This is a genomic window from Bradyrhizobium sp. IC3195, from assembly GCF_020193585.1.
In the GTDB taxonomy this organism is placed as follows: domain Bacteria; phylum Pseudomonadota; class Alphaproteobacteria; order Rhizobiales; family Xanthobacteraceae; genus Bradyrhizobium; species Bradyrhizobium yuanmingense.
Genome location: NZ_JADYVG010000013.1, coordinates 1 through 25,704, shown reverse-complemented (window position 1 = coordinate 25,704; position 25,704 = coordinate 1). Strand labels below are relative to the sequence as shown.

Sequence of the window (25,704 nt, the reverse complement as noted above, 5' to 3'; positions counted from 1 at the left end):
CCGCGAAGGCGGGCGATCCAGTACTCTGAGACGGTTGTGGTTGAGCCGACAGGGGCGGCATACTGGATGCCCCGCCTCCGCGGGGCATGACAGCGTCTAGCGTGGGAGCACCTAACGGTCACTTCCCGAACTCCTCCCGCATCTTCGCCTGGATCTTGGCCATGCCGCCGATCCAGCGGTCGTAATTCTCGGTCTTCTTGCGCATGTAGCCGAGCACTTGCGGGTGCGGCAGGATCAGGAACGTCTCCTGCTCGAGGCCGGCGAGCACGTCTTTCGCCACTTGCTCGGGCGTCAGGTCGCCGTCGCCGGATTGCGGGCCCTTGGGAATCGAGCGCAGCATGTTGGTGTCGACACCCTGCGGACACAGGATCGAGACCTTGATGTTGTGGGCCTTGTGCGAGATCGCGAGATTCTCGGCAAAACCGACCGCCGCGTGCTTCGTCGTCGAATAGGCCGGGCTGCCGACCTGCGACAGCAGGCCCGCGGCCGAGATGGTGTTGAGGAAATAGCCGCCGCCGCGCGCCCTCATCCGAGGGACGAGATGCCGCGCCGCATAGACATGCGCCATGACGTGGATCGCCCAGCTGCGCTGCCACGGCTCGTCGGAAGCGCCGCCGGCATTCTCCGACATCGGGTCGAAGCCGCCGCCGATGCCGGCATTGGAACAGAACAGCGCGATCGGGCCGAACTGCCGCTCGGTCTCCTCGATGACGTGGACGATGTCCTTTTCCTGCGCGACGTCGCATTTGAACGCGGCGCCATCGACCATGGCCGCGACCGCTCGCGCATTGGCAGCGTCCATGTCCGCCACCACGACCTTGGCCGCACCCGCATTGTGAAAGGCCTCGCACAGCGCCTTGCCGATGCCGTTTGCGCCGCCCGTGACGACCACGACCTTGCCGGTCACCTGCATGCGACGTCTCCTCTCGTCTTATACCGCTTCGCGGAAACTTCTCAGCTCAACACGAGGTCGAGCACCGCGGTATAATGACATGCCGCGCCGGCCAAGACAAAGCCGTGCCAAATCGCATTCTGAAAGCGCAGCCGCCGCCAGGCGTGGAAGATCACGCCGAAGCTGTAGAGCAGGCCGCCGGCAAGAATGAAGCCCAGCACCAGCGTGGGCAACGCCCTGACCACGGCATCGTAGAGCATCATGCCGCTCCAGCCCATCGCGAGATAGATGCCGACCGAGACGCGGTCGAACCGGCCGGGATAGAGCAGCTTCAGCACGATGCCGAGGATTGCGACGCACCAGACGCCGGCCAGCAGCACCAACGCGAACACGCTGTCCTTCAGCTCCAGGATGAACGGCGTGTAGGTCGCGGCGATCAAGAGATAGATCGCGGAATGGTCGAAGCGGCGCAGCAGCCATTTGGCCGGCGAGACCGGCCAGAGATTATAGGTCGCCGACAGCACCAGCATCGAGAGCAGGCCGGCGACATAGACGGAGACGCCGACGATGTCGGTGGCGTCGGCATAGACCGCCGTCAGCACCACCAGCACCGTCGCGGCAATGATGCCCGCGAGCACGCCGATCCCGTGGACGATGCCGTCGGCGATCAGCTCGGCGCGATCGTAGTCCCAGCCGATCGCGTCGGCTGCGGCGTGGACGGAAGAGGATGCAAGCTGCTTCAACTGGAAGACGGTCATGGCAATCCGCAAAGGCTCGAGGCAATGCCCTCTAGATGGGTGTTTCAGGACCGGCGGGTCGTTCAAACGGCTGATTTGCCGAGAAAGGCGGTGGAAGTATGAAAGCTTGAATTTCTTCAGGCAATTGCCACTTTTGTGACTAATCCGTTTTGCGTATCCCTCGCCCGAGATCCCCTCACGTTCATATGGCATTCAGTTTCCAGGATATGGTCGAGGAAGCGCGGCTGTCGGCGCGGGCGCTGATCGACTTCGGCGAGCACTTCTTCAACCCGACGGTGCGGCTTGGTGTCACCGGTCTGTCGCGCGCCGGTAAGACCGTATTCATCACCGCGCTGATCCATGGACTGACGCGTGGCGGCAGGTTTCCGGTGTTCGAGGCCTACGCCTCGGGCCGGATCGCGCGGGCGCACCTGGCGCCGCAGCCGGACGATGCCGTGCCGCGCTTTGCATATGAGAGCCATCTGCGCGCGCTGATGGAGGAACGGCGCTGGCCGAGCTCGACCGTGGATATCAGCGAGCTCAGGCTCGTGATCGACTACCAGCGCCCGAACGGCGCCGACCGCACGCTGACGCTCGACATCGTCGACTATCCCGGCGAATGGCTGCTGGACCTGCCGCTGCTCCACAAGAGCTACGAGCAATGGTCGGCGGAGAGCCTGGCGCTGTCGCGCGAGGCGCCGCGCGCGCATCTCGCGGCCGAGTGGCACAGTCATCTCGCGACGCTCAAGCCCGAAGCGCGCGAGGACGAGCAGGCGACGCTGACGGCCGCAAAGCTCTTCACCGACTATCTGCGCGCCTGCCGCGACGAGCGGTTTGCGATGAGCCTGTTGCCGCCCGGTCGCTTCCTGATGCCCGGCAATCTCGCCGATACGCCGGCGCTGACCTTTGCGCCGCTGGACGTGCCTGCGGGCGGGCAGGCGGGCGAGGGATCGCTGTGGGCGATGATGGTGCGGCGTTTCGAAGCCTACAAGGACGTCGTGGTGCGGCCGTTCTTCCGCGATCATTTCGCGCGGCTCGACCGTCAGATCGTGCTGGCCGATGCGCTCGCCGCGTTCAACTCAGGCCCCGAGGCGCTGCACGATCTCGAAGCCGCGCTCGCCGGCATTCTCGACTGCTTCAACACCGGCCGCAGCACGATCCTCTCCAGCCTGTTCCGGCCGCGCATCGACCGCATCCTGTTCGCCGCGACCAAGGCGGATCATCTGCATCATTCCAGCCACGACCGGCTCGAGGCGGTGCTGCGCCGCGCCGTCTCGCGCGCGGTCGCGCGCGCGGAAAACACCGGCGCGGCGATCGACGTCGTCGCGCTCGCCGCCGTGCGCGCCACGCGCGAAGCGCAGGTGGCGCATGGCCGTGACAAGCTGCCGTCGATCCTGGGAACACCCGCCGCAGGCGAAAGCGCCGGCGGCGAGTTCTTCGACGGCAACACCGAGGTTGCGACCTTTCCGGGCGATCTTCCGCTCGATCCCGAACCGCTGTTCAATGGGACGGATGCGTTCCGCGGGCTCGCGTCGGAGGCGGCCGGGAACAGCGATTTCCGCTTCCTGCGCTTCCGCCCGCCGAAGCTCGAACGCGAGGGTGCCGACGAGCCGACGCTGCCACACATCCGCCTCGACCGTGCCTTGCAGTTCCTGATCGGAGACAAGCTGTCATGACCGAGCGATCGAAGCCACGGCGGCCGGCGACGTTCCGGCTCGACGATCCCGGCGTCGTCGTCGCCGAGGCCGACGAGACCGGCCGTCTCGGTCGCGCCACCATCCAGATCACGCCGGAGCCCGACCCGGCGATGCTGCCGGTGCCGGTGCACGCCGCAGTCCCGGCGCGGCGCGGCTTTCCCTGGGGCACGCTGTTCTGGTCGGGGCTCGCCGGATTGACGCTGCTCGGTACCGGGCTCGGCGTGGTGCATCTGGTCGAGGATCTGTTCGCGCGCAGCCAGACGCTCGGCTTCGTTGGACTTGCCTTCGCCGCCGTCACCGCGCTGGCGCTTGCGGTGGTGATCGGGCGCGAGGCGTTCGGTCTCGCGCGTCTTGCGACCATCGAGAAGCTGCATCAGCGCGCAGCTTCCGTGCTGGCCAGCGACGACCGCAAGGAGAGCCGCGTCATCGTCCAGGACCTGCTCAAGATCGCGCACCAGAACCCGCAGCTGGCGCGCGCCCGCGCGACGCTGGAGAGCCACGCCGGCGAGATCATCGACGGCGCCGACATGATCCGCCTCGCCGAGCGCGAGCTGATGTCGCCGCTGGACGCCGAGGCGCGGCGGCTGGTGTCGTCGGCGGCGCAAAAGGTCTCGATCGTGACGGCGGTGAGCCCGCGCGCCGCCATCGACGTGCTGTTCGTGTTCGTGGCGGCACTGCGCCTGATCCGCCAGCTCGCTTATCTCTATGGCGGTCGTCCCGGCGCGCTCGGCATGATCCGCCTGCTTCGCCACGTCATCGCTCATCTCGCCATCACCGGCGGCATGGCTGCGAGCGACAGCCTGGTGCAGCAGATGCTCGGCCACGGCATTGCGGCGAAGCTGTCGCAGCGCTTGGGTGAAGGCGTGCTGAACGGGCTGCTGACGGCGCGGCTGGGATTGGCCGCGATCGATGTGACGCGGCCGCTGCCGTTCGCGGCTCTGCCGCCGCCGAAGCTGTCGGATCTGGCGACGGATCTGCTGCGGAAGAAGGACGCCGACGAGTAGATCGCTCCCTTGGACCGCCTCACTCCTTCAGATTATTCGCCCGCTTCACCCAGGCGCGCACGTCCTTGAGGACGGCGGGAAGCACGGTCTTGACCTCCGCCACGGTCATGCCCGCCTTGATGCGGGGATCGTACAGCAGGTTGAGGATGTACTGGTCGTAGACGTCGAAATAGCCCATCGAGACGTTGTCGTTGAACATGGTCCAGGGCACGCTCGTGGTGTCGTTGATCGGCCCGAGCGATTGCAGCAGCTCCTCATAGGCGCAATCGAGGAAGGTGAAATCGCCGTTGTCGACGGTGAGGATGACGTCGGAATGCTCGATCTCGAAATTGTCGTTCTTGCGGAAGCCGGACAGGCATTGCGGATCGAGCGAGGAGCGGATCTCGCGTGCCTTCTCGGCGCCGTAGAAGCTCGAGATGGTGCGGAACAGATCGCGGTCGCGCACCAGCTTCACGCGCACATTCGCCGCTTCGTTGGTGTCGATCATGGCGATGTCGAGATGCTGCACGCGCTTGCCGATGTCGGCCACGACCTTGGCGAGCTGCGTCTTGCGATCCTCGCGGTCGCTCTCGGCGTAGACGCGTACCGGCCCGTCGAACTTGCGGATGCGGTCGACGCGGCCGGCAAGATGGTATTCGGCGCCGAATGCCGTCTTCAGGAAGCCTTCAATGATCTCGCCGTCGGTGAAGCTCTTCTTCTCGGCGCGCTGGCGCGAGGACACCGCGGGCAGCTCGCCGGCGGCAGCCATGGGTGCGATGTCAGGCGCGCAGGCGAGCGTCGCGAGGGCCAGCAGGGCGAAGCGAAAGCCGGGCGAGGGCGGGACGAATGCGCTCATCGTGCTGTGACGCTGCCGCATTCGCCCCGCGTGCACAAGAGCGCAAATTCACGCGCCGCGCGGGTTCCTGGTCAGTTGTTCAGCACCACCACCGGGGTGCCGATCGAGACGCGGCTATAGAGGTCGGTGACGTCGTCGTTGGTCATGCGGAAGCAGCCCGAGGAGACGGCCTGACCGATCGTCTCCGGCTCGTTGGAGCCGTGGATGCGGTACAGCGTCGAGCCCAGATACATGGCGCGGGCGCCGAGCGGGTTGTCGATGCCGCCCTTCATGTGGCGCGGCAGGTCCGGCCGGCGCGCCAGCATCTGCGAGGGCGGCGTCCAGTCCGGCCATTCCCTCTTGGCGGTGATCCTGTGCACCCCGGCCCAGCGGAAGCCGTCGCGGCCGACGCCGATGCCGTAGCGCAGCGCCTGCCCGTTCCCGAGCACCAAATAGAGCCGCCGCTCGGCGGTGTTCACCACGACGGTGCCCGGAGCGTAGCTGCCGTTATACATGACGGTGGTGCGGGGGATCGGGCTCGCGCCGCCGCGGCCGATATAGCTGGTGGAACTGGTGCCCGTGAAGTCTATCATCCCCGTCGCGGACGCGTCGGCTGCGCCAGCCAGCAGCAGCGCCATTGCGGCCATCGGTGCGGCAAAAAACCGGATCATCATCTCCCCCAGAAAAAATCGATTCAACCGGACCCAGAGGCCATATTTGCGCACGTTTCGCAAGCCACGGGCCCGTGACCGCATCGTTAACGACTGACGTTACCAAATCGCAACTGCGCCAATTTGCTGGAAAACGTTAGCCAAATCCGTGCGTCGTCACGCGGGGCAGGGCCGCAATGCCCGCTATTGCTTTGACGCGCCGCGCGAACAATGATTGACCGAACGGATCACTGGCCGGTTGCGGGAGCAGACAGAATGAACGGTGCGGAAAGCCTGGTGCGGACGATGGTCAAGGGCGGGGTGGACGTCTGCTTCACCAACCCCGGCACCTCCGAGATGCATTTCGTCGCGGCGCTCGACCGTGTCCCCGGCATGCGCTGCGTGCTCGGCCTGTTCGAAGGCGTGGTGACGGGCGCGGCCGACGGCTATTTCCGCATGAAGGGCACGCCGGCCTCGACCCTGCTGCATCTCGGCCCCGGCCTCGCCAACGGCCTTGCCAATCTGCACAATGCCAAGAAGGCCAATTCCGGCATCGTCAACATCGTCGGCCAGCACGCCGTCTACCACATCGGCTACAACGCGCCGCTGACCTCCGACATCGAGGGCCTGGCCCGGCCGATGTCGTCCTGGGTCCGCACCTCGCCGGATGCCAAATCGGTCGCCGCGGACGGCGCCGCCGCCATTGCCGCCGCGAAAAGTGCGCCGCCGCAGATCGCGACCCTGATCCTGCCCGCCGACACCGCCTGGAACGAGGCCGACGGAATCGCCGAGGTTCCGGCCGAGCAGCAGCGCGCCGGCTATTCGCCGCAGGCGGTCGAGCAGGCCGCAAAGATCCTGCATGGCGACGGCGAAGGCACGCTGCTCCTGATGACCGGCAGCGCGCTGAGCGCGCAGGGTCTGGCGCTGGCCGAGCGCATCGCCGGCAAGACCGGCTGCACCGTGATGGGCCCGACCTTCCGTCCGAAGATGGCGCGCGGCCGTGGCCGTTTCTCGATCGACCGCATCCACTACGTCATCGATCAAGCCCTGCCGATGCTGGCGAAATTCCGTCACATCGTGCTGGTCGAGTCCGACGACCCCGTGGCGTTCTTCGCCTATCCGAACAAGCCGAGCATGCTCAAGCCGCAGGGCTGCGAGGTGCATCGCATGACCTCCTGGGGCGAGAATTCGGTCGCCGCGCTCGAGGCACTCGCCGGCGCCGTGAAGGCCAGCGCCAGGGACGTCAAGCCGCAGGCTCTGGCTGAGCTGGTCAAGCCGACCGGCGCGCTCACCTTCGCCTCGATCGCGCAGGCCATTGCCTGTGCGATCCCCGAGAACGCGATCATGGTCGACGAATCCCTCACCACCGGCCGCGGCTTCTTCCCGCCGACGGCGGCGGCCGCCCCGCACGACTGGCTGCAGAACATGGGCGGCTCGATCGGCTTCTCGACGCCGCTGTCGATCGGTGCCGCGATCGCCTGCCCGGACCGCAAGGTGATCACCATGGTCGGCGACGGCAGCGCGATGTACACGATCCAGTCGCTGTGGACCCAGGCACGCGAGAACCTCGACATCGTCACCATCGTGTTCGCCAACCGCATCTACCAGATCCTGCGCGGCGAGTTCGACAATGTCGGCGCCGGCGAGCCCGGCCAGCGCGCCAACGACATGCTCCGCCTCGACCGCCCGACCCTGGACTTCGTGGCGCTGGCCAAGGGCATGGGCGTGCCCGGCCGCGCCGTCACCAACGCCGACGAGTTCAACAAGGCACTGGCAGAGGCCGTCGCCGAGCCCGGCCCGCGCCTGATCGAAGTTCAGATGTAGACCGGACCGATTGCGCCGCGAATTCCGGTCTCATGTAGCCCGGATGGAGCGTAGCGTAATCCGGGGCTGGTGTGTTTTGCGAGAGTCCCGGATTGCGCTACGCTTCATCCGGGCTACCAACTTGGCGCGCACGTGATGGGCCCGGAGGCACGATGCAGACCGAGCTGAATAAGGTGATCGCGGCTGTCAGGGACTTCTACGCCCACGAGGGTTTCCTGTTCGAGAAGGACGTCGGCGAGCGGGCGGTCACGCACCGTTTCGCGGTGCATCTCGAAAAGCAGTTCTCGGGCTGGTCGGTCGACTGCAATTACGACCGGCTCGGCGAGCGCACGCTGCATCTGCCGCACGGCACCATCATCTCGACCGACGACCATCTCGGCAAGTCGATCTACCCCGATGTCGTCGTGCATCAGCGCGAGATCCCGAACAATCTGCTCGCCGTGGAGATCCGCAAGGCGAGCAACCACACGCCGCTCGATCACGACCAGCACAAGCTGCGGGCGCTGACCGACGTCCATGTCTGGTTTCCCTATTGGATCGGCCTGCTCCTGGTGCTGGACAGGCAACATGTGACGATGTCGGAGGTCTATGTCAGCGGTGCCGTCGACGAGCCGCTGTCACGCTGGTTCGCCTCGCGACTGGAGGAGACCGGCCGCGCAGCTCGCGCATAGCCGAGCGCGCCATTGCGCACCTGCGCACGCTGCGAGGTCGTGAAGGCAGACCATGCCGGGAGTGTGACCCCCACCACAGTTCCGGCGTGCGATCGGGCCTATCGTGGGCGGACTTGCACGCGTCGATGCCGTAGGCCTACGCTGGCTCATTCGGATCAGGCATTTTGGAGGTTCTGATGCAGAAATCGTATTTGCTGGCTGCGACGTCAGCGCTGATGCTCATGATGGAATCGCCGCTCGCGCTGGCGCAGGGCGCGCCGGCCGCGGGCGGAACCGCTGCGCCTGCCGCGACAAGCACTGCGCCGGCTGCGACGACCACAGCGCCAAGCGCGACCACCGACACGTCCAGCCAGCCTACTGACGGCAAGAAGAGCGCGTCGAAGAAGCCGGCGAAGAAGAAGATGACCCGCCAGCAGGAGATCGATCATTCGGTCGACACCGGCACCGTGCCGGCGCGCTATCGCAGCTCGGTGCCCAAGCGGTACCACCAATACATTCCGTTCGCTAAGCAGTAACGGATCGCACCGTGGCGCGACGTGATCGAACGTGGTGCCGCCGATCATTCGGCGGCGCCCGGCCCTCCATTGCGCCACATCGCCGGTGGCGGTCTGCGCGAGCGGTGCTAGAGTAGGCCGAAGCCCGGGGGGAATGATGAGCGACGAGGTGAAGGATGCCGGCCTTGTGGCCATGATCAGCAGCATCCTGGGAAGCAACAAGCGCGCAGACCCTGTTGCACCGCCTCCGCTCGCCGAGGTCCCGCCGATCGTGCCGGCGGATCCCGTGGAGCCGGCCGCGACGTCCAGGTCCGAGTCCAAGTCCGAGTCCGGATCCGATGCGGCCGAAGCCGAGAGCGCGCCCGATGCCGCAGCGGCGGCCGCCGAGCCGGCCGAGCCGCCCGCGCAAATCGCAACCACGCGGGACGGCAAGCGGCTGCTGCCGGCGGAGGCGATCGCCGATCTCGTGCTCGGCGAGCTGCGCAAGCTGGACAACTTCCCGAGTTCCGGCGTCTCGGTCACGGTCTACGGTTACCGGCACTGGAACGCGATGCTCACTTTCGCGCCGTTCTCCACCAGTTTCCAGAACGCAACCCGGTTCCGCCAGGCCGTGCCGGACCTCGTCTTCAAGCTCCGCCGTTTCGTCGAACTTGAGATATAATCTCGGTCGTCGGCGCCATGGCGTCGCAAGCGAAACAGTTCGACAGGATCTTCAATTGAGCGTCGCCTTCACCAAGGAAGAGAGCGCCGAAACCGCGTCCGAGACGCTGTTGCCGGACCGCCCGATCTCGCCGCATCCGAACCTCGTGACGGAAGCAGGCTTCAACGCATTGCAGGCGCAGCTCGCCGAAGCGCGGGCGGCCTATGAAGCCGCGCAAGCCATCGAGGACGTCAACGAGAAGCGACGGCAGTCCGCCGTGCCCCTGCGCGATCTCCGCTATCTCACGGAACGCTTGCGTACGGCGCAGGTGATGCCCGATCCTGTCGCGACCGAAATCGTTGCGTTCGGCAGCACCGTGAGCTTCAGCCGCGCTGACGGCCGCGTCCAGACCTACCGCATCGTCGGCGAGGACGAAGCCGATCCCAAGGCCGGCTCGATCTCGTTCGTCGCGCCCGTCGCGAGGTCGCTGATGGGCAAGGCGGTCGGCGACGTCGTCGGTTCAGGTGCGCAGGAGATCGAGATCCTGTCGATTGCGTAGGGGTGCGCAAGCCGAGGTGAGTTGCGTGGCAAAGAGCGCCATCGACAGCCTCAATCCCATTCGCCTAAAGCAGATCCGGAACAGCGCGAGGCCGTCGTCTCCGCCAAACGAAGTTGATGATTGGATGAGACGGTTTTTGTCTGGAGCCTTGCCGTTCTATGCGCTGGCGGGCCTCGCCATGTGCATGTACCTCGTTCTCTACAGGACGAGCCTGTTCGACCTGAACGCCATCGTCCATGGCGCGGCCGGGTCGGCATGGTTTCCAGCCTTCATGTTCGCCTGCGTGCTGGTGGAAGCGGTCTTCCCGTATTTCGGCTATTTTCCCGGCACCGCCCTCATCCTGATGTCCGTGGCGCTCAGTCCGAAGGCCGTGGATGGCTCCGTCTTCCTCGCGGCGTGGCTCGCCATCATCCTGGGCGCCGTTCTCAGCTATGGACAAGCGCGTTTCTTCAGGCCGTTTCTGCAGCGGGTGGCCTCGAAGGCGGCCTTGCGCCGATGCGAGTCCCTGTTCGACGCCTATGGCCGCTATGCGCGCATTGCCTTGTTCGTTCATCCCAACGCCTGTTCGATGTATTTCACGGCCCTCGGACTGCTCGGCCGCAGCCTGACGCGCGAGCTCGCTTATCTCTGCGTGGGTGCCGCGGCCGCAGTGGGCATTCTGTTCGTCATCGTATCCCGGCTGGTGTCGTCCATCGGCCCCACCGACAACGGCGAATTGCAGGTGCTGCTGGCAGCCGCGCTGGTCGCCATGGGGACACTGATCGGTCTCTACACGGCCTGGCGGCCGAAGGCCGCCTGAAGCCTGCTTCGTCATTGCGAGTCTGCAATGACAACGAATCGTAGTGCGTCACTCCTCCGGCAGCTCGACGCCCGTCAGCTCGGTCAATTTGCCGATGAGCCGGTCCTGAAACCTCGGATCGGTCGCCTCACGGGCCGGCTCTTGCTGCTCGAGATGATGCGAATAGCGGCCGCTCACGAGGGCCGCAGGATCCTCGCTGACTGGCAGCCAGGTCTGGGTCCGTTGCCCGGTGTCGATATCGACAGGGGCGCCCGCGCCTCCCATCTTCGTGCGCACCCAACCGGGATCGACGGCGTTGCAGAGGACGTTGGGCCACCGCCGCGCCAGCGCGTAGGCGAGCGCGACGACGTGCAGCTTGCTCTCGGCATAGGCCGTGGCGGCGTTCCAGGCCCGCTTGGTCCAATCGAGGTCGTCGAGCGAGCCCTCTCCGCCGCGGTGCAATCCGCTGCTGAGATAAATCAATCGAGCGGGCCGCGCGATCAGAGCCGTCAGCATGAACGGCGCAAGCGTGTTGATGGCCAGCGTCTCGGCATGGCCTTCCGGCGTCGCGCCGCGGCTCGGCCGCGTGTAGACGCCGGCATTGTGAATGACCGCATCCATGCGCCCGATCGCGTTGATCTGGTCCGCGATGCTCCGCGTCTCCCCCGCGCTCCTGAGATCGCCGATCACCAATCCCTTCGCACGCGAAGTGAGGCCGCCGAGAGCCGCGGCACGATCGGCTGAACGCGCGTGCAGCACCACGCGGTGCCCCTGATCGAGCAGCGATTGGGCCGCCGCCCGGCCGAGGCCATCGGTGCTGCCGGTGATGAATATGGTCGCCATGGGGCTCTCCTAGGTGTTTCGGGACGCAATCTACGGCGCTCGCGGCACGTGGGTCCCGCGATCCCCCTGGCGCCAGCACCAGGCGGACCCGAGGTAAATCGGCCTCCAGCGGCATTGTGTGAAACTTGCCGCTTCGGTCGATCACGAGGACGAATTGACGCGTAGTCGATCGAAAATCAACTCACGGTATGTCTGGTCGGAAGCACCTGATGGTGAAATAATTCCCGGCGCTTTCTTGATTAAATTTTGACGTCGGCCGCGAACCGGCTGCCGACACGGATTTTCATCATGGCCGCGCTTCCTCAGGGCGTTGTGGCGGAATTGCAGCAGGAGAACGCGCGGCTCCTGGCCGAGTTGCGCGCCGCACAAGATCGCGAGACCGCCACCGCGGACATTCTCAAGATCATTGCCAGCTCGCCATCGGAGGTGAAGCCGGTATTCGATGCAATCGCGAGGCGCGCAAATGCCTTGCTCGGCGGCTTTTCGACGACCGTATTCCGCTTCATCGACGGCAATGCCCACTTGGCGGCGTTCACGCCGACGAATTCTGCCGCCGATGAAGCTTTGAAGAAGATGTTTCCGCGTCCGATCACCGATTTCGAGAGTTTTGCGAGGACACAGGCGGGCAAGGTGGTGCCGACCCCCGATACGGAAGCGTTGACGAACGAGATCAAATTCATCGCGCGCGCCCGCGGCTTTCGCAGCATGTTGTTCGTTCCGCTCGCGACTGGCGGCGTGGTGATCGGCATGATCAGCGTCACGCGGGCAGAGCCGGGGGCCTTCGCTCCGCATCACGTGCAGCTTCTGCAGACCTTCGCCGACCAGGCCGTCATCGCCATAGAGAACGTGCGGCTGTTCGACGAGGTGCAGGCGCGTACCGACGACTTGCGGGAATTGCTGCAGCAGCAGACCGCGACCGCCGATGTGTTGAAAGTCATCAGTCGCTCCGCGTTCGATTTGCAAACGGTTCTCGACACGCTGACGGAATCGGCGGCGTCGCTGTGTGGGGCCGACATGGCGGCAATCCTCCGGCAGGACGCCGATGGCTCCTTCTATCACGCAACTCGGTACAATTTCTCGCCGGAGTGGGCCAAGGTCTCGGCGGGCGTTCGGCTCAATGCTGGACGCGGTAGCCTCGTTGGGCGCGTCCTGCTGTGCGGCAAGGCTGTTCAGATTCCGGATGTCCTGGTCGATCCCGACTATGCCTATCCCGAGCAACAGAGGGCCGGCGGTTACCGCACCCTTCTGGGCGTACCCCTGCTGCGGTCCGGAGGAGTGATCGGCGTGCTATTCCTAGGCCGCAAGACCGCGAACTCGTTCACGGACAAGCAGATCGACCTGGTCTCCACTTTCGCTGATCAGGCAGTGATCGCGATTGAGAATGTGCGGCTGTTCGATGAGGTACAGGCGAAGACGCGCGATCTCGCCGAATCGCTCCAGCAGCAAACCGCGACCGCCGACGTGCTGAAGGTGATCAGCCGCTCGACCTTCGACCTGCAAACCGTGCTCGACACGCTGGTCGATTCGGCGGCACGGCTGTGCGAGGCGGAGATGGCCTTCATCATGCGCCGCGAGGGCGATGAATATCAGGCGGGAGCAGCGGTCGGGTTTTCCGAGGACTACATTGCCTTTCTGCGGGCTCATCCGATCGCTCCCGGCCGGGGCACGGTCACGGGTCGAGCCGTCCTCGAACGCCGTCCGGTGCAAATCCTCGACGTCGCTGCCGATCCCGAATACGGCCTGGAGGCGTCGATCACGATCGCTGGTCAGCGCACGGCGCTCGGTGTTCCCCTTCTGCGCGAAAATGAGCCGATCGGCGCGATCGTGGTCGCCCGCAAGCGCGTGCAGCCCTTCACCGAAAAGCAGATCGAACTCGTCGCCACCTTTGCCGACCAGGCGGTGATCGCCATTGGCAATGTGCGTCTGTTCGAGCAATTGAATGAATCGCTGGCGCGGCAGACGGCAACGTCGGAGGTGCTGGAGATCATAAGCGCTTCATCGGGCGCGCTCGCTCCGGTCTTCCACAAGATGCTGGAGAATGCGACGCGAATTTGCGGCGCCGGCTTTGGCACCATGAATCTGTACGAGGAGGGCGGCTTTCGCACGGTCGCATTGCACAACGCGCCGCAAGCTTATGTCGATACCCGGCTCTACCAGAACATTCGCCCACATCCCGCGAGCGGGCTCGGCACCGTCGAGAAGAGTCATCAGACCGTTCATATCGACGACATCAGGACGCAGCCGCCCTATATCGAAGGCAACCCCAATGTTCGCGCGCTCGCTGACCTTGCCGGCGCAAGGACCCTCGTCATCGTTCCCATGCTCAAGGAAGATGAGCTGATTGGCACGATCACGATCTTCCGCCAGGAAGTGAAACCCTTCACAGACAAGCAGATCGAGCTCGTGTCCAACTTCGCACACCAGGGCGTGATCGCGATCGAGAATGCACGCCTGCTGAATGAACTGCGCGAGCGCACCATGGAATTGTCGCAATCGCTCGAGGAATTGCGAAATACGCAGGATCGGCTGGTCCAGACCGAGAAGCTTGCCTCGCTCGGGCAACTCACCGCCGGCATTGCGCACGAGATCAAGAACCCGCTCAATTTCGTCAACAATTTTGCTGCGCTATCCTCCGAACTGACCGACGAGCTCGGCGACGCGCTGCGCTCAGCCGGCCTCGGCGAGGTGGAAAGGCAGGACATCGACGCGCTGATCCACATGCTGCAAGGTAACCTGGAAAAGATCGTGCAGCACGGAACGCGCGCCGATTCCATCGTCAAGAATATGCTTCTGCACTCCCGCGAGGGGTCCGGCGAACGCCGCGCGGCGGAGATCAACGCCATCCTCGAAGAAAGTCTCAACCTGGCCTATCACGGAGCCCGCGCTGAAAGAGCCGGCTTCAATATCACGCTTGAAAGAAAACTCGATCCGTCTGCGGGAGCCCTCGAGCTGTATCCGCAGGAAATCACGCGGGTGTTCCTCAATCTGGTTTCAAACGGTTTCTACGCGGCCAGCAAACAAAAGGAGGTCGTCGGTGACGGCTTCGAGCCAAGGCTGCGTGCGACGACCACAGACCTCGGCGGCGCCGTCGAAATTCGCATTCGCGACAATGGCACCGGCATCCCGGCCGACGTCAGAGAGAAGATATTCAATCCATTCTTCACGACCAAGCCGGCCGGCGAAGGAACTGGCCTTGGGCTTTCGATCTGCCACGACATCATCGTGAAGCAGCACGGCGGCAGCATCGAGGTCGATACCGAGCCGGGCGAATATACCGAGTTCATCATTACGCTGCCGCGTACGCGGGCGGCACCATTGTAGAGCGGAGGCAGAAATTGAGCGTCTATATCATGGTGGTCGACGACGAGCCCGATGTCGAGGCGCTGTTCCGCCAGCAGTTTCGGCGCGATCTGCGCGCCGGTCGTTTTCTGATGGAGTTTGTATCCTCGGCGCCCCTGGCATTGCAGCGCGCGGCCGAGATTGCGGATGCCACCCTGATTCTGATCCTGTCCGACATCAACATGCCCGGAATGAGCGGACTGGAGATGCTGCCTATCGTGCGCTCGGCCCGCCCCGATGTACCGGTTATCATGATCACGGCCTACGGTGATGCCGAGACCAAGCGCAAGGCGCTGGAGAAGGGCGCCGCCGACCTGTTGACCAAGCCAATCGACTTCGCCGCGCTGCGCCAGGAGATCGATGCGAGGCTTGAGCAGGCCGCATGATTGCAACCGTTGACGGTGGCAAACCAGAGCGGCTCGCAAAGTGAAGCTGTTGCAGACGCCGCCCCAATTGAGAGCATGCATCCACCGTCAATCTTCGTCAGAAAATCGGAGATTCGAAATGAAGACGCTCCTGGTCCCGCTTCAGAATATTCCGATGATGACAGCTACGCTCGCTGTGGCCGTAGGCCTAGCGCGCCGCTCCGGCGCCTATATCGAAGGCTTTCCACTCCGGTTCGGCATCCCTCAATATGCGGCCGCCGAATTGGCCACCGGCATTCTCCTGGACACGTATCAAGTGAAGAGCGAAGCCGAACTGAACGACATGCGCAACTTTTTCGAAGCATTCATGCTGAAGCATGATGTTCCCCGCGCCACCGCAGGGTCGAACCCGCCATGCTTCGGCTGGCTGGAGACCGCGCCCGAGGGCGAAGACTTTGTCGGAAGTTATGGGCGCGCTTTCGATCTGATCGTGATGGCGCGGTCTGACATTGATGCGGTGGGCCCTCACCGCCGCGCGATTGAGTCCGCGCTGTTTGAGAGCGGCAGGCCCGTTCTACTGGCGCCGTCGAATGGACCAAGAAACGTCGCAACAAACATTATGATCCACTGGAACGGGAGTACCGAGCAAGCTCGGGCAAACGCATTTGCCATGCCGTTGCTCCGTCTGGCCGAAAGGGTATCGGTCCTAACCGTTGTCGGCGGCCAAGCGGTGCCAGGACCGTCTGCCGGTCAGATCGCTCGGCAACTCCAATACAATGGCATTGCGGCCAGCTTGATCAGCGTTGAGCTGGACGGGCGCGAAACTGGTGAGGCGGTCCTCGATGCCGCCAGGGCACACGGTTGCGATCTATTGATCAAAGGAGCCTTCACCCGCACGCGGCTACGGCAGATGATATTCGGTGGAGCGACCAGCTATATCATGGAGCACGCGGATATCTCCGTCCTTATGGCTCACTAGCGCGCAAAAGGCCTGGTTTTATCGCCATTGGTGAGGCAAAAATCATTTCATTAACGTTTGTCCGCGGGGCGCAAAGGATCGTGTTGTTCAGGCGCATTGCATTGATCTACGGCAAGTGGTGTATGAAATTGGTGTCGAGCTACCGTAGTGCCACGGCCGCTGCCGGATTCCGCCAGCATTCTCAATGACGTGTTAGCCAATATCCTGCACTTGCTTGAATGTAGTCCACGCCCGTTAGCGGCTTGGTAGCGGAAGATGACGATCATCATCCCACGTGCAGCCGAACAGGTGAATGGTCATGGCGTCATTGCATCAGTCGATACACCGCAAGCCCCAAGCGGTCGTTGGCGCCTTCCTGGCCGTCATGCTGGCGTGCGTCCTTGGCCTGGTTGCCTGGAAGGCATCGGTTGCCCGTAACGCGACCCTGGTCCGGGCACAGGAGGACCTGAGCAATCTGGCCCACTCGCTGGCCCGGCACGCGACCAACACCTTCAAGGCCCCTGACGTGGCTATGACGGGAATGGTGGACCTGCTGAAGTACCAGAATCCGTTGCCTGAGCGGTTCAATGCGCACCTGGTCGCGGCGACGCGCTCCATGCCGCAGATCCGCGAGATTGGCGTGCTGAATGCGGAGGGCAGCTGGCGCTACTCATCGTTCGAGCGTCTGCCAGGCCACAACAATTCCGATCGCTCGTACTTCGTTCATCATCGCGACAATCCCGGTTCGAAGATGCTCGTGAGCGGGCCGATTATCTCCAGGACGAGTGGCCGCCCCTCCATCATCCTGTCAAAGCGGATTAGCGCCGCGACCGGCGACTTCGCAGGCGTGGTGCTCGCCGCCGTCGACTGCGACTACTTCAGCAGCTTCTACGCCACATTCGGCGTCGGCAGTCAGGGCGGCATCAGCCTTCTGTCCACCGATGGAACGTTGCTCGCACGCTGGCCGGTGGTGGAAGCTGGTCGAAAGATCGCCGACACCTCGCTGTTTCAGAAGCGCCTGAACGAGAGCCCCTCCGGGTCCTACAAGATCACCTCGCCGTTCGACGGTCTCGCCAAATACATCGCATACGAGCAAGGTCCTGAATACCCGACCGTCGTGACTGTGGCGCGATCCGAGAACGAAGTGCTCGCCAACTGGCGGACCGACCTCATTTCGGATGGGCTCATAGCGGCCTTGCTAGTGGCCATCATCATTGGGATGGCGGCACTGCTGAGCAGTCAATTCAGGTTTCGGACCGGGCTCGAGCGGACGCTGCGCGATCGCGAGGCGCGACTGCGATTGTTGGCGGACAACATCGCGGACATCGTCATCGTCATGGATCGAAAAGGATGCCTGAGATACGTCTCGGCGTCCGTGACCACTGTGCTCGGGATGACCGAGAATGACTTTCTCGGCCGGTCATGCCTCGACGTTGTCCATGATGACGATCGGGAAAAGGTCATCGCCGCGAGTCGAGAATTGAAACAGGCGAAGGCTTACAGCTCTGTCCGGTTCCGTGTGCGGCGCAGCGACGGGGCCATGGTGTGGCTGGAGGCTCACTTCAAGCTCGCCGAGCACTCTGTGGGTAGCGAGTTGGAGATTGTTGGGGTCCTGCGCGACGTCACCAAGCAGAAGGGGCTTGAGGACGAATTGTCGTCCGCCAACTTGAAGCTGGCGCAGCTTGCGACCACCGATGGGCTAACGAAGCTCGCGAACAGGCGCAGCTTCGATGCCTTCATCCGCGAGACCTATGGCAAGCATCTCGTGCTGTCAGTTCTCCTCATCGACATCGACCATTTCAAGGGCTTCAACGATGCCCTGGGCCATCAGGCGGGCGATGCATGCCTCCAGCGTATTGCTGAGGTGATCGGAGGCGCCACCGCAAATACGGGCGGCCTGTCAGCGCGGTATGGCGGTGAGGAGTTTGCCGTGGTCCTGCCCGGGGTGGACGAGGAAAGGGCGGTCAGGGTGGCCAACGCGATCCGGATGTTGGTCACGCGGTTGCACATCTATCATCCCCGTTCGCCGGGAAAATACGTGACCATAAGCGTTGGGGTCGCCGGCAAGAGCGAGACGACAGCCGATGAGTTGACGCTCACCCGTGAAGCCGACATCGCGCTCTACTATGCCAAGGCGCAGGGGCGGGATACCACGATCGCCAGTTCCACGATCTTGTCTTCCGGTTTGGAGCTGGCCTCACTGGTGCCGTCGATATCCGACCTGGAGCAGGCCTCCTGATGATCTCTACAAGAGACGGGCGCAGCGTCGCTTTCGAGAGACCCATTCCTGCTACGTGATGGCAATCGACGGCACTTGGCGAGGGCCTGCACAGTCAGGGACGTCTCTGACACTGGACCAAGCTGATGGCCCGCGCGTCGGCGCATCACGCATGGAAAACATCGCAAGATCTGGCGGAAGAACATTCCGGGCGGCAAGCGGCTCGACGGGGGGACAACATGGTTTAGTCGCCACTGGCGAGACAGAAATCCCTTGGCTCACGGAGCAACCAAGCGCATGGCTTTGGCGATCAACATCCGGTCCGACGATTCCTCCGCAGAGCGGATCGAAGCCTTGTGGGATGAAGTAGCAGCGTTTGAGAGCCAGCCTTCGATGATCGGTCTCGGCTATCGGCCGCATTTTACATTCGCCATTTATGATGCGCCCGAGATTACCGCCAAGACCGCGTGGGAGGCCATGCTCCGCGCAGTTGGAGGCGAAGGGCCATTGCAGCTCGCGTTCAGGCGAATTTGTTGGTTCGCAGGTCCGCCGCTCGTGCTCTGGGCGGAGCCGGAGTTCGATGAAACGCTCGTCCGGTGGCACGCTTCCATCAGCGCTGCAATCGATCCAGCCTTGTGTCGGCTGCATTATCGGCCGGAAAACTGGCGACCTCATTGCACGCTCGGCACACAAATCGCCGACGCAAAGCGCGATGACGCGATCGCTTTCGTGCAGTCATTCAGCGGCAGCATCAGCATGCTGTTCGACGTCGTGGATTGCGTTTCTTTTCCGCCAGTGCGCGTGGTTGCGGAGCAGAGATTGCCGGCTCGGGCTCCGTGAAGTGGTGATCATTCGTCGAGCCCGCAGATCATAAGTCGATCCGGATCGAGCCGACCTTCTCATCGTGCCGGATGAAGCCTCCCTCGACCCCCTGGCATCATCGCAATTTCGACGACGTTGCTCCCGCGCCAGCTGGGTAGAATCTCCGCGTGACCGGCGAAGCCGAGGAATGCGTGGTTGCGATCAGGTGAAAAGGTCCGGTCCATCGGTGCGATGGTCGCATATGTGGAATCCGGAACCGTTGCGTTGCATTCCTGCCTGAAGACGAACACGGCCTTGGTGCCGTCGGGCGACCGCGTCGAGCTCAGGACCATGTAGCGGCAGCTGGCAAATCCTTCGAGTGCGAACCAGATGAGACCAACCATGGCCGCGATTCCGATGCCGGCCACAGCAAGCACCGCGATCGCGATTCGTATCCAGAGTTTCGAAGGAGGGCGAGGGGAGCGGAGCGTCATCCAGCTCATCCCTGAATCTCTAAGCCGGCGATGCCGTGCGGGCCCTCAGGCGCAGCATGCTCATCAAGCGTGCGCCCCTCCCGATGATGCCATCATGCCCCTGTTTTGCCCGACGGAGCAAGAAAAATTCGGAAAAGTCGCAACCCATTGATCCGACTGAGGTCGGCTACTGTGCATGGGGTTGTTTTCGAGTTTTTGACAGAGCGGAAGCAAGACCCGCAGTCCGGCTACGCTCTTCGAGCTACGCCGGACACGCTTCGCTGCCATTGGGGGTGGCTGCGCCACGCGAAGCCTTTTGGCGAAGCGTGGTGGGCGCACAAGGGATCGAACCTTGGACCTCTCCCGTGTGAAGGGAACGCTCTCCCGCTGAGCTATGCGCCCGGGACCATCATGCAGGCGGCCGCAACCTTAGGCCGGCCGGCACATCGGAGCCCGCGATTTAGAAGTGCCGGCCCAAGGTGTCAAGTTTTCAAGCCGTCGCCGGGGCGGAAAACCTTCGTCAGGTCGCGCCTTCCGCAGGGGAAGCCGGATTTTGGCCGGTTACGCGCCCTGCTGGCGGGCGCGGGAGGCGTGGGCCTGGAGCGCGCGGATGCGCTCGGCCAGCGTTCCACCGCCTTCGGGCAGGCGGGGCGCTGGAGCGCCGCCCGTCGCGGCGTCGTTGGCCGGGCGCGGCGCCGGCTTCGGCGGCTGGCCGGCCTCGGCCGCGAGCAGCGCCTCGATCGGCGAGTTCGGGCCTTCGAGCTGCATCGCGAGTTTTGCCACCTCGGCCGCGATGTCGTTGATGCGCTCGCGCAGAAGCGCGTTCTCCATGCGCTCGGTCGCCCAGGAACTCTCGGCCTGCTGCTGGATCGCGTTGATGTCGCGCTGGAGTTTCGCGCGTTCGTCGCGTGCGCTGCGCAGCTGCTCCTCCAGCGCGGCCTTTTCCGCGCGCAGCTGCTCCATCGCAGCCGACGACTTGCCGCCGCTGAGGCCCGCGATCTCGACGCGCAGCTCCTTGATGGTGCGCTCGTTGGCCTCGTTGGCCTGGCGCAGCTGGTTGTTCTCGTAGTCGCGCTCGGCGAGCAGCTTGCCCTGCGTGGCAAGGCGTCCTTCGAGATCGGCGACGCGGCTCGACAGCATCTCGGCCTCCTTGACCTGCACGATGAGCTGGCGGTCGAGCTCGGTGACGCGCTGGCTCAGATTCTCGACGCGGCCGCGCGCCTCGCCGAGCTCGCGCGAGGCGGTCTCGGATTCGGTGCGCTCCTGTGCGAGGCGCGCTTGCGTCGCGGCAAATTCCTTCTCGGCATCGCCGACCCGGTGCTTCAATTCCTCGATCTGCGCGCGTACTGCGACCAGCTCGACCTGGCGGCTCTCCGCCATCATCGAGCGGTCGGACAGTTCGGAGTTGATCTTGGCGAGCTCGGCCTGCTTGTCCGTCAACGCGATCTCGGCTTCGCGCAAGGACGCCGTCTTGGCGGCGAATTCCTCCTCGGTGGCGCGGAGCTGCTCCTTCACCGCCTTCTCGCGCGCCTCCAGCGCGAAGATGGTGGCGTTCTTCTCGCCGAGCTCGATCTTCATGCGGTTGATGGCGTCGCTCTTCTTGCCGAGCTCGGCGAGCTGGCTCGTGGTCTTGTTCTTGAGCTGCTCGACGCTCATCTCGAGCCGCCGCGCGGACATGGCGAATTCGGCGCGGAGCTGGTCCTTGTCGGCCTGGATCTCGGCCATCGATAGCGGGGTGGCGGCCTCGAGCCGGCGCGTGGTCAGGCGCACCGCGCGGTTATGCACCAGCGGCACGATCGCAAGCCCGCACAGCATCGAGAGCAGGAAACCGATCGCCAGATACATGATCGGTTCGACCATGGGCCAGAACTCCCAAGCTTAAGGAAAAATTCACCAACGACAATGCCATGGCGGGCCGGCAGAAAGCCAGCCCCGCTCTGTCGTTAACCTTGATCGGTGGGCAGTGGGGAGGACGTGGGCCTAGAACGGGTTCCAGGTCGCCCGCGGGGTGTATTTGAGATAGCCGATATTGGCGCCGAGGCGCAGGCCGAGCCCGGAGCGGATCGGCACCAGCACGATGTTGTTGGAGGTCAGCGCCGTCATGCCGAAGCCGCCGATGATGTAGGCCGAGCCGTCGATGCCGGCGAAGCGCTGGTAGATCGCGTTGGTGGCCGGCAGGTTGTAGACCAGCGTCATGGTGCGGGCGCCGTCGCCGCCCCAGTCGAAGCCGAGCGAGGGGCCCTGCCAATAGACGCGCAAGTCGCCGGCGTTCTTGGTGTAGAGCGTGCCCTCGCCGTAGCGCAGGCCGGCGACGAAGGCGCCGGAGCCTTCCTCACCAAGGATGTAGCCGTTCGGCAGGCCCCATTGGCTGACCGCCTTCTCGATGATCGAGGCGAGCCCGCGCGAGACGTTGCCGAAGAAGCGATGGCCGGCGGTGACGAGCTCGTCCGGCCCATAGGTATTGGGCGTCGGGGTCCGCTGCGGCGGCGGCAGGTCAGGCGGCGGCGCCTGCTGGGCGGAGGCCGGCACGATCCAGCCGATCATCGCGGCAAGCGCGAGCGCAGCAAGGCGTGATGCGAAAGTCATAAAAGAACCCCTGGTACCGAATCCGGTCGCTTCCTTAACCTCACGCCAACAGGCATGGCCCTAGGTTGCGCCGGATGTCCCCTCGACTCGGATGTTATCCGCAGCAACTATGACGGCACAACGGCAGGAAGATAGCCCTTTGCGCCCCGGAATTGCCTTGATCGCCCGCCGCCTCTGCCTGCTGGCGGGCATTTGGATCCTCGGTGCCGGCGGACCGACAGGCGCCGCCACCACCGAGCGGATCGTCGTCAACCGCTTCAGCGGCGTCGCCATTGAGGGCTTCGACCCCGTCGCTTATTTCGTCGCCGGCGCGGCCGTGCAGGGGACGGCGGAGTTCGAGGCGAACCTCTGGGGGGCCGTCTGGCGCTTCCGGAACGAGGGCAACCGCGCCTCTTTCCAGGCCCATCCCGAAATCTACGGACCGCAATTCGGCGGCTACGATCCGGTCGATATCGCCCGCGGCGTCACCGTCCCCGCCAATCCGCATTTCTTCGCGATCGTGGCGCAGCGGCTCTATTTGTTCAGCCGGGAAGACAATCGCGACGCCTTCGTCGCCGATCCCGAGCGCTTCCTCTATGAGGTGGGCAAGCGCTGGCCGGCCCTGCAGGAGAAGCTCGGGCAGTAACGAGCCCTGGTCAGTCGCAGCCTACCGCCTGCGGGTCGCCCCACGCGATGAATTCCGGGATGATGAAGCCGGTATCGCTGCGCTGGCCAAATCGGAGCTCGCCGCCCTTGCCGTCGGTCACCTTGCCGCCGGCCGCGGTCACGACCGCGCAGCCGGCTCCGACGTCCCATTCCGAGGTCGGCCCGAAACGGGGATAGATGTCGGCGCCGCCTTCCGCGATGCGGCCGAATTTCACGGCCGAGCCGCACGTCATCCTGACGGCATTGGGCCTGTCGGCGATGAACGCCTCGCTTCTGGCATCGCCGTGCGAACGGCTCACTGCGGCGATCCAAGGCTCCCCGCGCGCCGGCAGCTTGCGGGTGCGGATCGGCTCGGCGGCGGCGATCGTCGCGCCGTTGAACCTCACGCGCTCGGCACCGCGGCCGACGGTGCCGCGCCAGAGCAGGCCGAGTGCGGGTGCGGAGACGATGCCGAGCAGCGGCACGCCGTCCGTCACCAAGGCGAGGTTGACGGTGAACTCGTCGCGGCCGGCGACGAACTCCTTGGTCCCGTCGAGCGGATCGATCAGGAAGAAGCTGCCCTGGAACGGCGGGGAGGCGAGCTGGGTCCGCTCCTCCGACAGCGTCGGAACGTCGCCCGCGAGCTGCGCGAGTCCGTCCGCGATGATGCGGTCGGCGGCAAGGTCGGCCTCGGTCACCGGCGAGCCATCCTGCTTGCCGTCGATCCGCATGGCCGCGCGGTTGACGGCGAGGATCGCCTCGCCCGCCTTCACCACCAGCGCAGTCAGCGGCTCCATCAGGCCGGCAGCGGCCGCTCCGTCAATGATCCGTTTCACCTGCATGCCTCATCTGTCGGCAATATCGTTCCTCGTCCACTGATTCGCCCCGATCGATTCGCCCGGGCTTATGGCCGCCTCTAACCGATCGCAAGCTAGCTGCCGCGGGGTTGCGAATGTTAGAACCCGCAGCATCCGTCAAGCATGCGTGATTCGCGGCGTCCAGCGCCGTGCAATTCCAGGAACCCTCCAGGACCCCATTATATGTCTGACGCTTCGTCGCCCGCGACCACTGCCGCTCCCGATATGCTCGAACTCGCCGCGCTGCTGTGCTCGCGGGTCTGCCACGATCTCATCAGCCCCGTCGGCGCCATCGTCAACGGGCTCGAAGTGCTCGACGACGATCCCAAGCCCGAGGACCGCGAGTTCGCGCTCGACCTGATTCGCAAAAGCGCCAAGACGGCCTCCGCCCGGCTGCAGTTCTGCCGCCTTGCCTTCGGCGCGGCCGGCTCCTCCGGCGCGCAGATCGATCTCGGCGATGCCCACACCATGGCGAAGGGCCATATCGAGGACGGCAAGTGCTCGATCACCTGGAATCTGCCGCGGCTGCTGCTGCCGAAGAACCGCGTCAAGCTGCTGCTCAACATGCTGGTCGTCGCCCAGCACACGATCCCGCGCGGCGGCATGCTGACGGTCGATCCGGTCGGCGAGGGCGAGGTGATGAGCTTTCGCATCACCGCGACCGGACACAATGCACGCCTGCCGCAGAACATCTCCGAGCTCCTGAGCGGCGAGCGCGGGCCGGCTGCCGATGCGCATGCGATCCAGCCTTATTATACGCGGCTGCTCGCGCAGGCCTGCGGGCTCACCGTGACGCTCAAGCCGGAAGGCGAAGCCATCATCGTTACCGCTTCGTAAACGGCGCGTCGCGCCCGACCTCTTAATCGATTCTTTACGAGGCGCTTCGGCTTGTTCGGAGCGCCTTATCTCTTTGTTGGTGCCGTTCTTTTGCACATACTCAACCAATATTAAACGCTTTGCGGTGAAGCTGGCCCCATTCCGAAATGGCGCATCACGCCTCGTGCGCGCCCTTCCTGTATGAAGGCCTGTTTTCATGGATGATCTGTTGCGGGAGTTTCTGACGGAGACCAGCGAGAGCCTGGACACCGTGGACAATCAGCTGGTGAAGTTCGAGCAGGAGCCGAACAACGCCAAGATCCTGGATAACATCTTCCGCCTGGTCCACACCATCAAGGGCACCTGCGGCTTCCTCGGCCTGCCGCGGCTGGAAGCGCTGGCCCATGCCGGCGAGACCCTGATGGGCAAATTCCGCGACGGCATGCCTGTGACCGCCGAGGCGGTGACGGTGATCCTGTCCTCGATCGACCGCATCAAGGAGATTTTGGCTGGCTTGGAGGCGACCGAGGCCGAGCCCGAGGGGAACGACCGCGATCTCATCGACAAGCTGGAAGCAATGGTCGAGCAGGGCATGGCGGCGATGTCCGGCTCGGCGCAGCCGATGCCGAGCGGCGCTGCTCCCGTTGCCGATGCGCCGCCGCTGGTGCCGGAAGCGCCCGCCGCTGCAGCCGCCCCCGCCAAGGAGATGACCATGGGCACGCTGGTCGATCAGACCCTGGAGCGTCCGCTGCGTCCGGGCGAGGTTTCGCTCGACGAGCTCGAGCGCGCCTTCCGCGAGACCGCGATCGAAGCGCCGGTGCCCGTTGCTCAGGCTGAGGCAAAGGCCGAGCCCGCGGCTGAAGCCCCCGTGGCGAAGGAAGCCGCAAAGCCCAAGGAGAAGGCCGCGCCGAAGAAGTCGATGGCCGACGAGATGGCGGGCGAGGGCGACCGCATCGCCAACCAGTCGATCCGCGTCAACGTGGATACGCTGGAGCACCTGATGACCATGGTCTCCGAGCTGGTCCTGACCCGCAACCAGCTCTTGGAGATCTCCCGCCGCAACG

At 64.5% G+C, this 25,704-nt stretch carries 25 protein-coding genes and 1 tRNA gene; 16 read left to right on the top strand and 10 right to left on the bottom strand.

The window, feature by feature from the left end; translation table 11 throughout:
- Window positions 1-118: 118 nt before the first annotated feature.
- Window positions 119-913 carry an SDR family oxidoreductase gene (locus I6F09_RS23310; RefSeq protein ID WP_036009739.1) on the bottom strand — a complete coding sequence of 265 codons (795 nt, stop codon included), beginning with the start codon at window positions 911-913 and terminating at the stop codon, window positions 119-121.
- A gap of 41 nt (window positions 914-954) precedes the next feature.
- Entirely contained in the window at window positions 955-1,650 is a 696-nt protein-coding gene (locus I6F09_RS23305; RefSeq protein WP_036009743.1) for a hemolysin III family protein, read from the bottom strand.
- Window positions 1,651-1,835: 185 nt separating this feature from the next.
- Here I6F09_RS23305 and I6F09_RS23300 point away from each other — a divergent pair, with 185 nt between their 5' ends.
- On the top strand, window positions 1,836-3,305 hold the full coding sequence (locus I6F09_RS23300) for a YcjX family protein (RefSeq protein WP_225189124.1): 1,470 nt from the start codon (window positions 1,836-1,838) through the stop codon (window positions 3,303-3,305).
- Window positions 3,302-4,330 carry a TIGR01620 family protein gene (locus I6F09_RS23295; RefSeq protein WP_225142092.1) on the top strand — a complete coding sequence of 343 codons (1,029 nt, stop codon included), beginning with the start codon at window positions 3,302-3,304 and terminating at the stop codon, window positions 4,328-4,330. Before I6F09_RS23300 ends, I6F09_RS23295 begins: the two co-directional genes overlap by 4 nt.
- A gap of 19 nt (window positions 4,331-4,349) precedes the next feature.
- On the opposite strand, the gene I6F09_RS23290 is transcribed toward I6F09_RS23295, so the two are convergent.
- Window positions 4,350-5,165, bottom strand: a complete 816-nt coding sequence (locus I6F09_RS23290; RefSeq protein WP_225189123.1) for a DUF2927 domain-containing protein — start codon at window positions 5,163-5,165, stop codon at window positions 4,350-4,352.
- Between the two features lie 71 nt (window positions 5,166-5,236).
- The gene (locus I6F09_RS23285) at window positions 5,237-5,815 is read right to left on the bottom strand and encodes a L,D-transpeptidase (protein ID WP_036009766.1); all 579 of its coding nucleotides are present in this window, start codon (window positions 5,813-5,815) and stop codon (window positions 5,237-5,239) included.
- Window positions 5,816-6,070: 255 nt separating this feature from the next.
- Here I6F09_RS23285 and I6F09_RS23280 point away from each other — a divergent pair, with 255 nt between their 5' ends.
- The 6 genes from I6F09_RS23280 to I6F09_RS23255 all read left to right on the top strand — a co-directional run bounded on the left by I6F09_RS23280 (window position 6,071) and on the right by I6F09_RS23255 (window position 10,781).
- Entirely contained in the window at window positions 6,071-7,618 is a 1,548-nt protein-coding gene (locus I6F09_RS23280; protein WP_225148004.1) for an acetolactate synthase large subunit, read from the top strand.
- 152 nt (window positions 7,619-7,770) lie between these two features.
- Window positions 7,771-8,289, top strand: a complete 519-nt coding sequence (locus I6F09_RS23275) for a hypothetical protein (RefSeq protein ID WP_036009755.1) — start codon at window positions 7,771-7,773, stop codon at window positions 8,287-8,289.
- Window positions 8,290-8,465: 176 nt separating this feature from the next.
- A complete protein-coding gene (locus tag I6F09_RS23270; protein WP_225189122.1) occupies window positions 8,466-8,804 on the top strand; it encodes a hypothetical protein in 339 nt (112 codons plus the stop codon).
- A 136-nt stretch (window positions 8,805-8,940) separates the two neighbouring features.
- Complete coding sequence (locus I6F09_RS23265; RefSeq protein WP_225144323.1) at window positions 8,941-9,444, top strand: hypothetical protein; 504 nt, start codon at window positions 8,941-8,943, stop codon at window positions 9,442-9,444.
- 55 nt (window positions 9,445-9,499) lie between these two features.
- Entirely contained in the window at window positions 9,500-9,982 is a 483-nt protein-coding gene (greA, locus tag I6F09_RS23260) for a transcription elongation factor GreA (protein ID WP_036009784.1), read from the top strand.
- 124 nt (window positions 9,983-10,106) lie between these two features.
- Window positions 10,107-10,781, top strand: a complete 675-nt coding sequence (locus I6F09_RS23255) for a hypothetical protein (protein ID WP_225126682.1) — start codon at window positions 10,107-10,109, stop codon at window positions 10,779-10,781.
- A 48-nt stretch (window positions 10,782-10,829) separates the two neighbouring features.
- On the opposite strand, the gene I6F09_RS23250 is transcribed toward I6F09_RS23255, so the two are convergent.
- Window positions 10,830-11,603 carry an SDR family NAD(P)-dependent oxidoreductase gene (locus tag I6F09_RS23250; protein ID WP_225189121.1) on the bottom strand — a complete coding sequence of 258 codons (774 nt, stop codon included), beginning with the start codon at window positions 11,601-11,603 and terminating at the stop codon, window positions 10,830-10,832.
- Window positions 11,604-11,891: 288 nt separating this feature from the next.
- Between I6F09_RS23250 and I6F09_RS23245 the strand changes: the two genes are divergently transcribed.
- The 5 genes from I6F09_RS23245 (at window position 11,892) to I6F09_RS23225 (ending at window position 19,323) form a co-directional block, all read left to right on the top strand.
- Window positions 11,892-14,924: a GAF domain-containing protein gene (locus I6F09_RS23245; protein WP_225189120.1), complete on the top strand. Its 3,033-nt coding sequence runs from the start codon at window positions 11,892-11,894 to the stop codon at window positions 14,922-14,924.
- A gap of 14 nt (window positions 14,925-14,938) precedes the next feature.
- The gene (locus tag I6F09_RS23240; protein ID WP_036009791.1) at window positions 14,939-15,328 is read left to right on the top strand and encodes a response regulator; all 390 of its coding nucleotides are present in this window, start codon (window positions 14,939-14,941) and stop codon (window positions 15,326-15,328) included.
- A 118-nt stretch (window positions 15,329-15,446) separates the two neighbouring features.
- Window positions 15,447-16,286, top strand: coding sequence for a universal stress protein (locus I6F09_RS23235; protein WP_225189119.1), 840 nt, complete (start codon window positions 15,447-15,449; stop codon window positions 16,284-16,286).
- Between the two features lie 298 nt (window positions 16,287-16,584).
- Complete coding sequence (locus I6F09_RS23230; protein WP_225189118.1) at window positions 16,585-18,504, top strand: diguanylate cyclase; 1,920 nt, start codon at window positions 16,585-16,587, stop codon at window positions 18,502-18,504.
- A 276-nt stretch (window positions 18,505-18,780) separates the two neighbouring features.
- A complete protein-coding gene (locus tag I6F09_RS23225; RefSeq protein ID WP_225189117.1) occupies window positions 18,781-19,323 on the top strand; it encodes a 2'-5' RNA ligase family protein in 543 nt (180 codons plus the stop codon).
- A 59-nt stretch (window positions 19,324-19,382) separates the two neighbouring features.
- Here the strand turns inward: I6F09_RS23225 and I6F09_RS23220 are convergent, their stop codons facing one another.
- The 4 genes from I6F09_RS23220 to I6F09_RS23205 all read right to left on the bottom strand — a co-directional run bounded on the left by I6F09_RS23220 (window position 19,383) and on the right by I6F09_RS23205 (window position 22,343).
- Window positions 19,383-19,787, bottom strand: coding sequence for a hypothetical protein (locus tag I6F09_RS23220; RefSeq protein WP_225189116.1), 405 nt, complete (start codon window positions 19,785-19,787; stop codon window positions 19,383-19,385).
- Between the two features lie 297 nt (window positions 19,788-20,084).
- Window positions 20,085-20,159 (bottom strand) — tRNA-Val (locus tag I6F09_RS23215).
- A 159-nt stretch (window positions 20,160-20,318) separates the two neighbouring features.
- Entirely contained in the window at window positions 20,319-21,617 is a 1,299-nt protein-coding gene (locus I6F09_RS23210) for a hypothetical protein (protein WP_225134796.1), read from the bottom strand.
- A 120-nt stretch (window positions 21,618-21,737) separates the two neighbouring features.
- Window positions 21,738-22,343, bottom strand: a complete 606-nt coding sequence (locus I6F09_RS23205) for a DUF1134 domain-containing protein (RefSeq protein ID WP_036009799.1) — start codon at window positions 22,341-22,343, stop codon at window positions 21,738-21,740.
- Window positions 22,344-22,482: 139 nt separating this feature from the next.
- Between I6F09_RS23205 and I6F09_RS23200 the strand changes: the two genes are divergently transcribed.
- Window positions 22,483-22,968, top strand: coding sequence for a YHS domain-containing (seleno)protein (locus I6F09_RS23200; RefSeq protein WP_036009801.1), 486 nt, complete (start codon window positions 22,483-22,485; stop codon window positions 22,966-22,968).
- Between the two features lie 10 nt (window positions 22,969-22,978).
- Here the strand turns inward: I6F09_RS23200 and I6F09_RS23195 are convergent, their stop codons facing one another.
- Complete coding sequence (locus I6F09_RS23195; protein ID WP_225189115.1) at window positions 22,979-23,809, bottom strand: 3'(2'),5'-bisphosphate nucleotidase CysQ; 831 nt, start codon at window positions 23,807-23,809, stop codon at window positions 22,979-22,981.
- A gap of 198 nt (window positions 23,810-24,007) precedes the next feature.
- Between I6F09_RS23195 and I6F09_RS23190 the strand changes: the two genes are divergently transcribed.
- Together I6F09_RS23190 and I6F09_RS23185 are read left to right on the top strand one after the other, a co-directional pair.
- A complete protein-coding gene (locus I6F09_RS23190) occupies window positions 24,008-24,661 on the top strand; it encodes a histidine phosphotransferase family protein (protein WP_036009803.1) in 654 nt (217 codons plus the stop codon).
- A gap of 196 nt (window positions 24,662-24,857) precedes the next feature.
- Window positions 24,858-25,704, top strand: an 847-nt coding sequence (locus tag I6F09_RS23185) for an Hpt domain-containing protein (protein WP_225189114.1), incomplete at its 3' end; no start/stop codon positions are given.

Coding starts and splice junctions, on each gene's coding strand:
- I6F09_RS23310 (WP_036009739.1), bottom strand. CDS start 913: ATGCAGGTGACCGGCAAGGTCGTGGTCGTCACGGGCGGCGCAAACGGC.
- I6F09_RS23305 (WP_036009743.1), bottom strand. CDS start 1,650: ATGACCGTCTTCCAGTTGAAGCAGCTTGCATCCTCTTCCGTCCACGCC.
- I6F09_RS23300 (WP_225189124.1), top strand. CDS start 1,836: ATGGCATTCAGTTTCCAGGATATGGTCGAGGAAGCGCGGCTGTCGGCG.
- I6F09_RS23295 (WP_225142092.1), top strand. CDS start 3,302: ATGACCGAGCGATCGAAGCCACGGCGGCCGGCGACGTTCCGGCTCGAC.
- I6F09_RS23290 (WP_225189123.1), bottom strand. CDS start 5,165: ATGAGCGCATTCGTCCCGCCCTCGCCCGGCTTTCGCTTCGCCCTGCTG.
- I6F09_RS23285 (WP_036009766.1), bottom strand. CDS start 5,815: ATGATCCGGTTTTTTGCCGCACCGATGGCCGCAATGGCGCTGCTGCTG.
- I6F09_RS23280 (WP_225148004.1), top strand. CDS start 6,071: ATGAACGGTGCGGAAAGCCTGGTGCGGACGATGGTCAAGGGCGGGGTG.
- I6F09_RS23275 (WP_036009755.1), top strand. CDS start 7,771: ATGCAGACCGAGCTGAATAAGGTGATCGCGGCTGTCAGGGACTTCTAC.
- I6F09_RS23270 (WP_225189122.1), top strand. CDS start 8,466: ATGCAGAAATCGTATTTGCTGGCTGCGACGTCAGCGCTGATGCTCATG.
- I6F09_RS23265 (WP_225144323.1), top strand. CDS start 8,941: ATGAGCGACGAGGTGAAGGATGCCGGCCTTGTGGCCATGATCAGCAGC.
- I6F09_RS23255 (WP_225126682.1), top strand. CDS start 10,107: ATGAGACGGTTTTTGTCTGGAGCCTTGCCGTTCTATGCGCTGGCGGGC.
- I6F09_RS23250 (WP_225189121.1), bottom strand. CDS start 11,603: ATGGCGACCATATTCATCACCGGCAGCACCGATGGCCTCGGCCGGGCG.
- I6F09_RS23245 (WP_225189120.1), top strand. CDS start 11,892: ATGGCCGCGCTTCCTCAGGGCGTTGTGGCGGAATTGCAGCAGGAGAAC.
- I6F09_RS23235 (WP_225189119.1), top strand. CDS start 15,447: ATGAAGACGCTCCTGGTCCCGCTTCAGAATATTCCGATGATGACAGCT.
- I6F09_RS23230 (WP_225189118.1), top strand. CDS start 16,585: ATGGCGTCATTGCATCAGTCGATACACCGCAAGCCCCAAGCGGTCGTT.
- I6F09_RS23225 (WP_225189117.1), top strand. CDS start 18,781: ATGGCTTTGGCGATCAACATCCGGTCCGACGATTCCTCCGCAGAGCGG.
- I6F09_RS23220 (WP_225189116.1), bottom strand. CDS start 19,787: ATGAGCTGGATGACGCTCCGCTCCCCTCGCCCTCCTTCGAAACTCTGG.
- I6F09_RS23210 (WP_225134796.1), bottom strand. CDS start 21,617: ATGGTCGAACCGATCATGTATCTGGCGATCGGTTTCCTGCTCTCGATG.
- I6F09_RS23205 (WP_036009799.1), bottom strand. CDS start 22,343: ATGACTTTCGCATCACGCCTTGCTGCGCTCGCGCTTGCCGCGATGATC.
- I6F09_RS23195 (WP_225189115.1), bottom strand. CDS start 23,809: ATGCAGGTGAAACGGATCATTGACGGAGCGGCCGCTGCCGGCCTGATG.
- I6F09_RS23190 (WP_036009803.1), top strand. CDS start 24,008: ATGTCTGACGCTTCGTCGCCCGCGACCACTGCCGCTCCCGATATGCTC.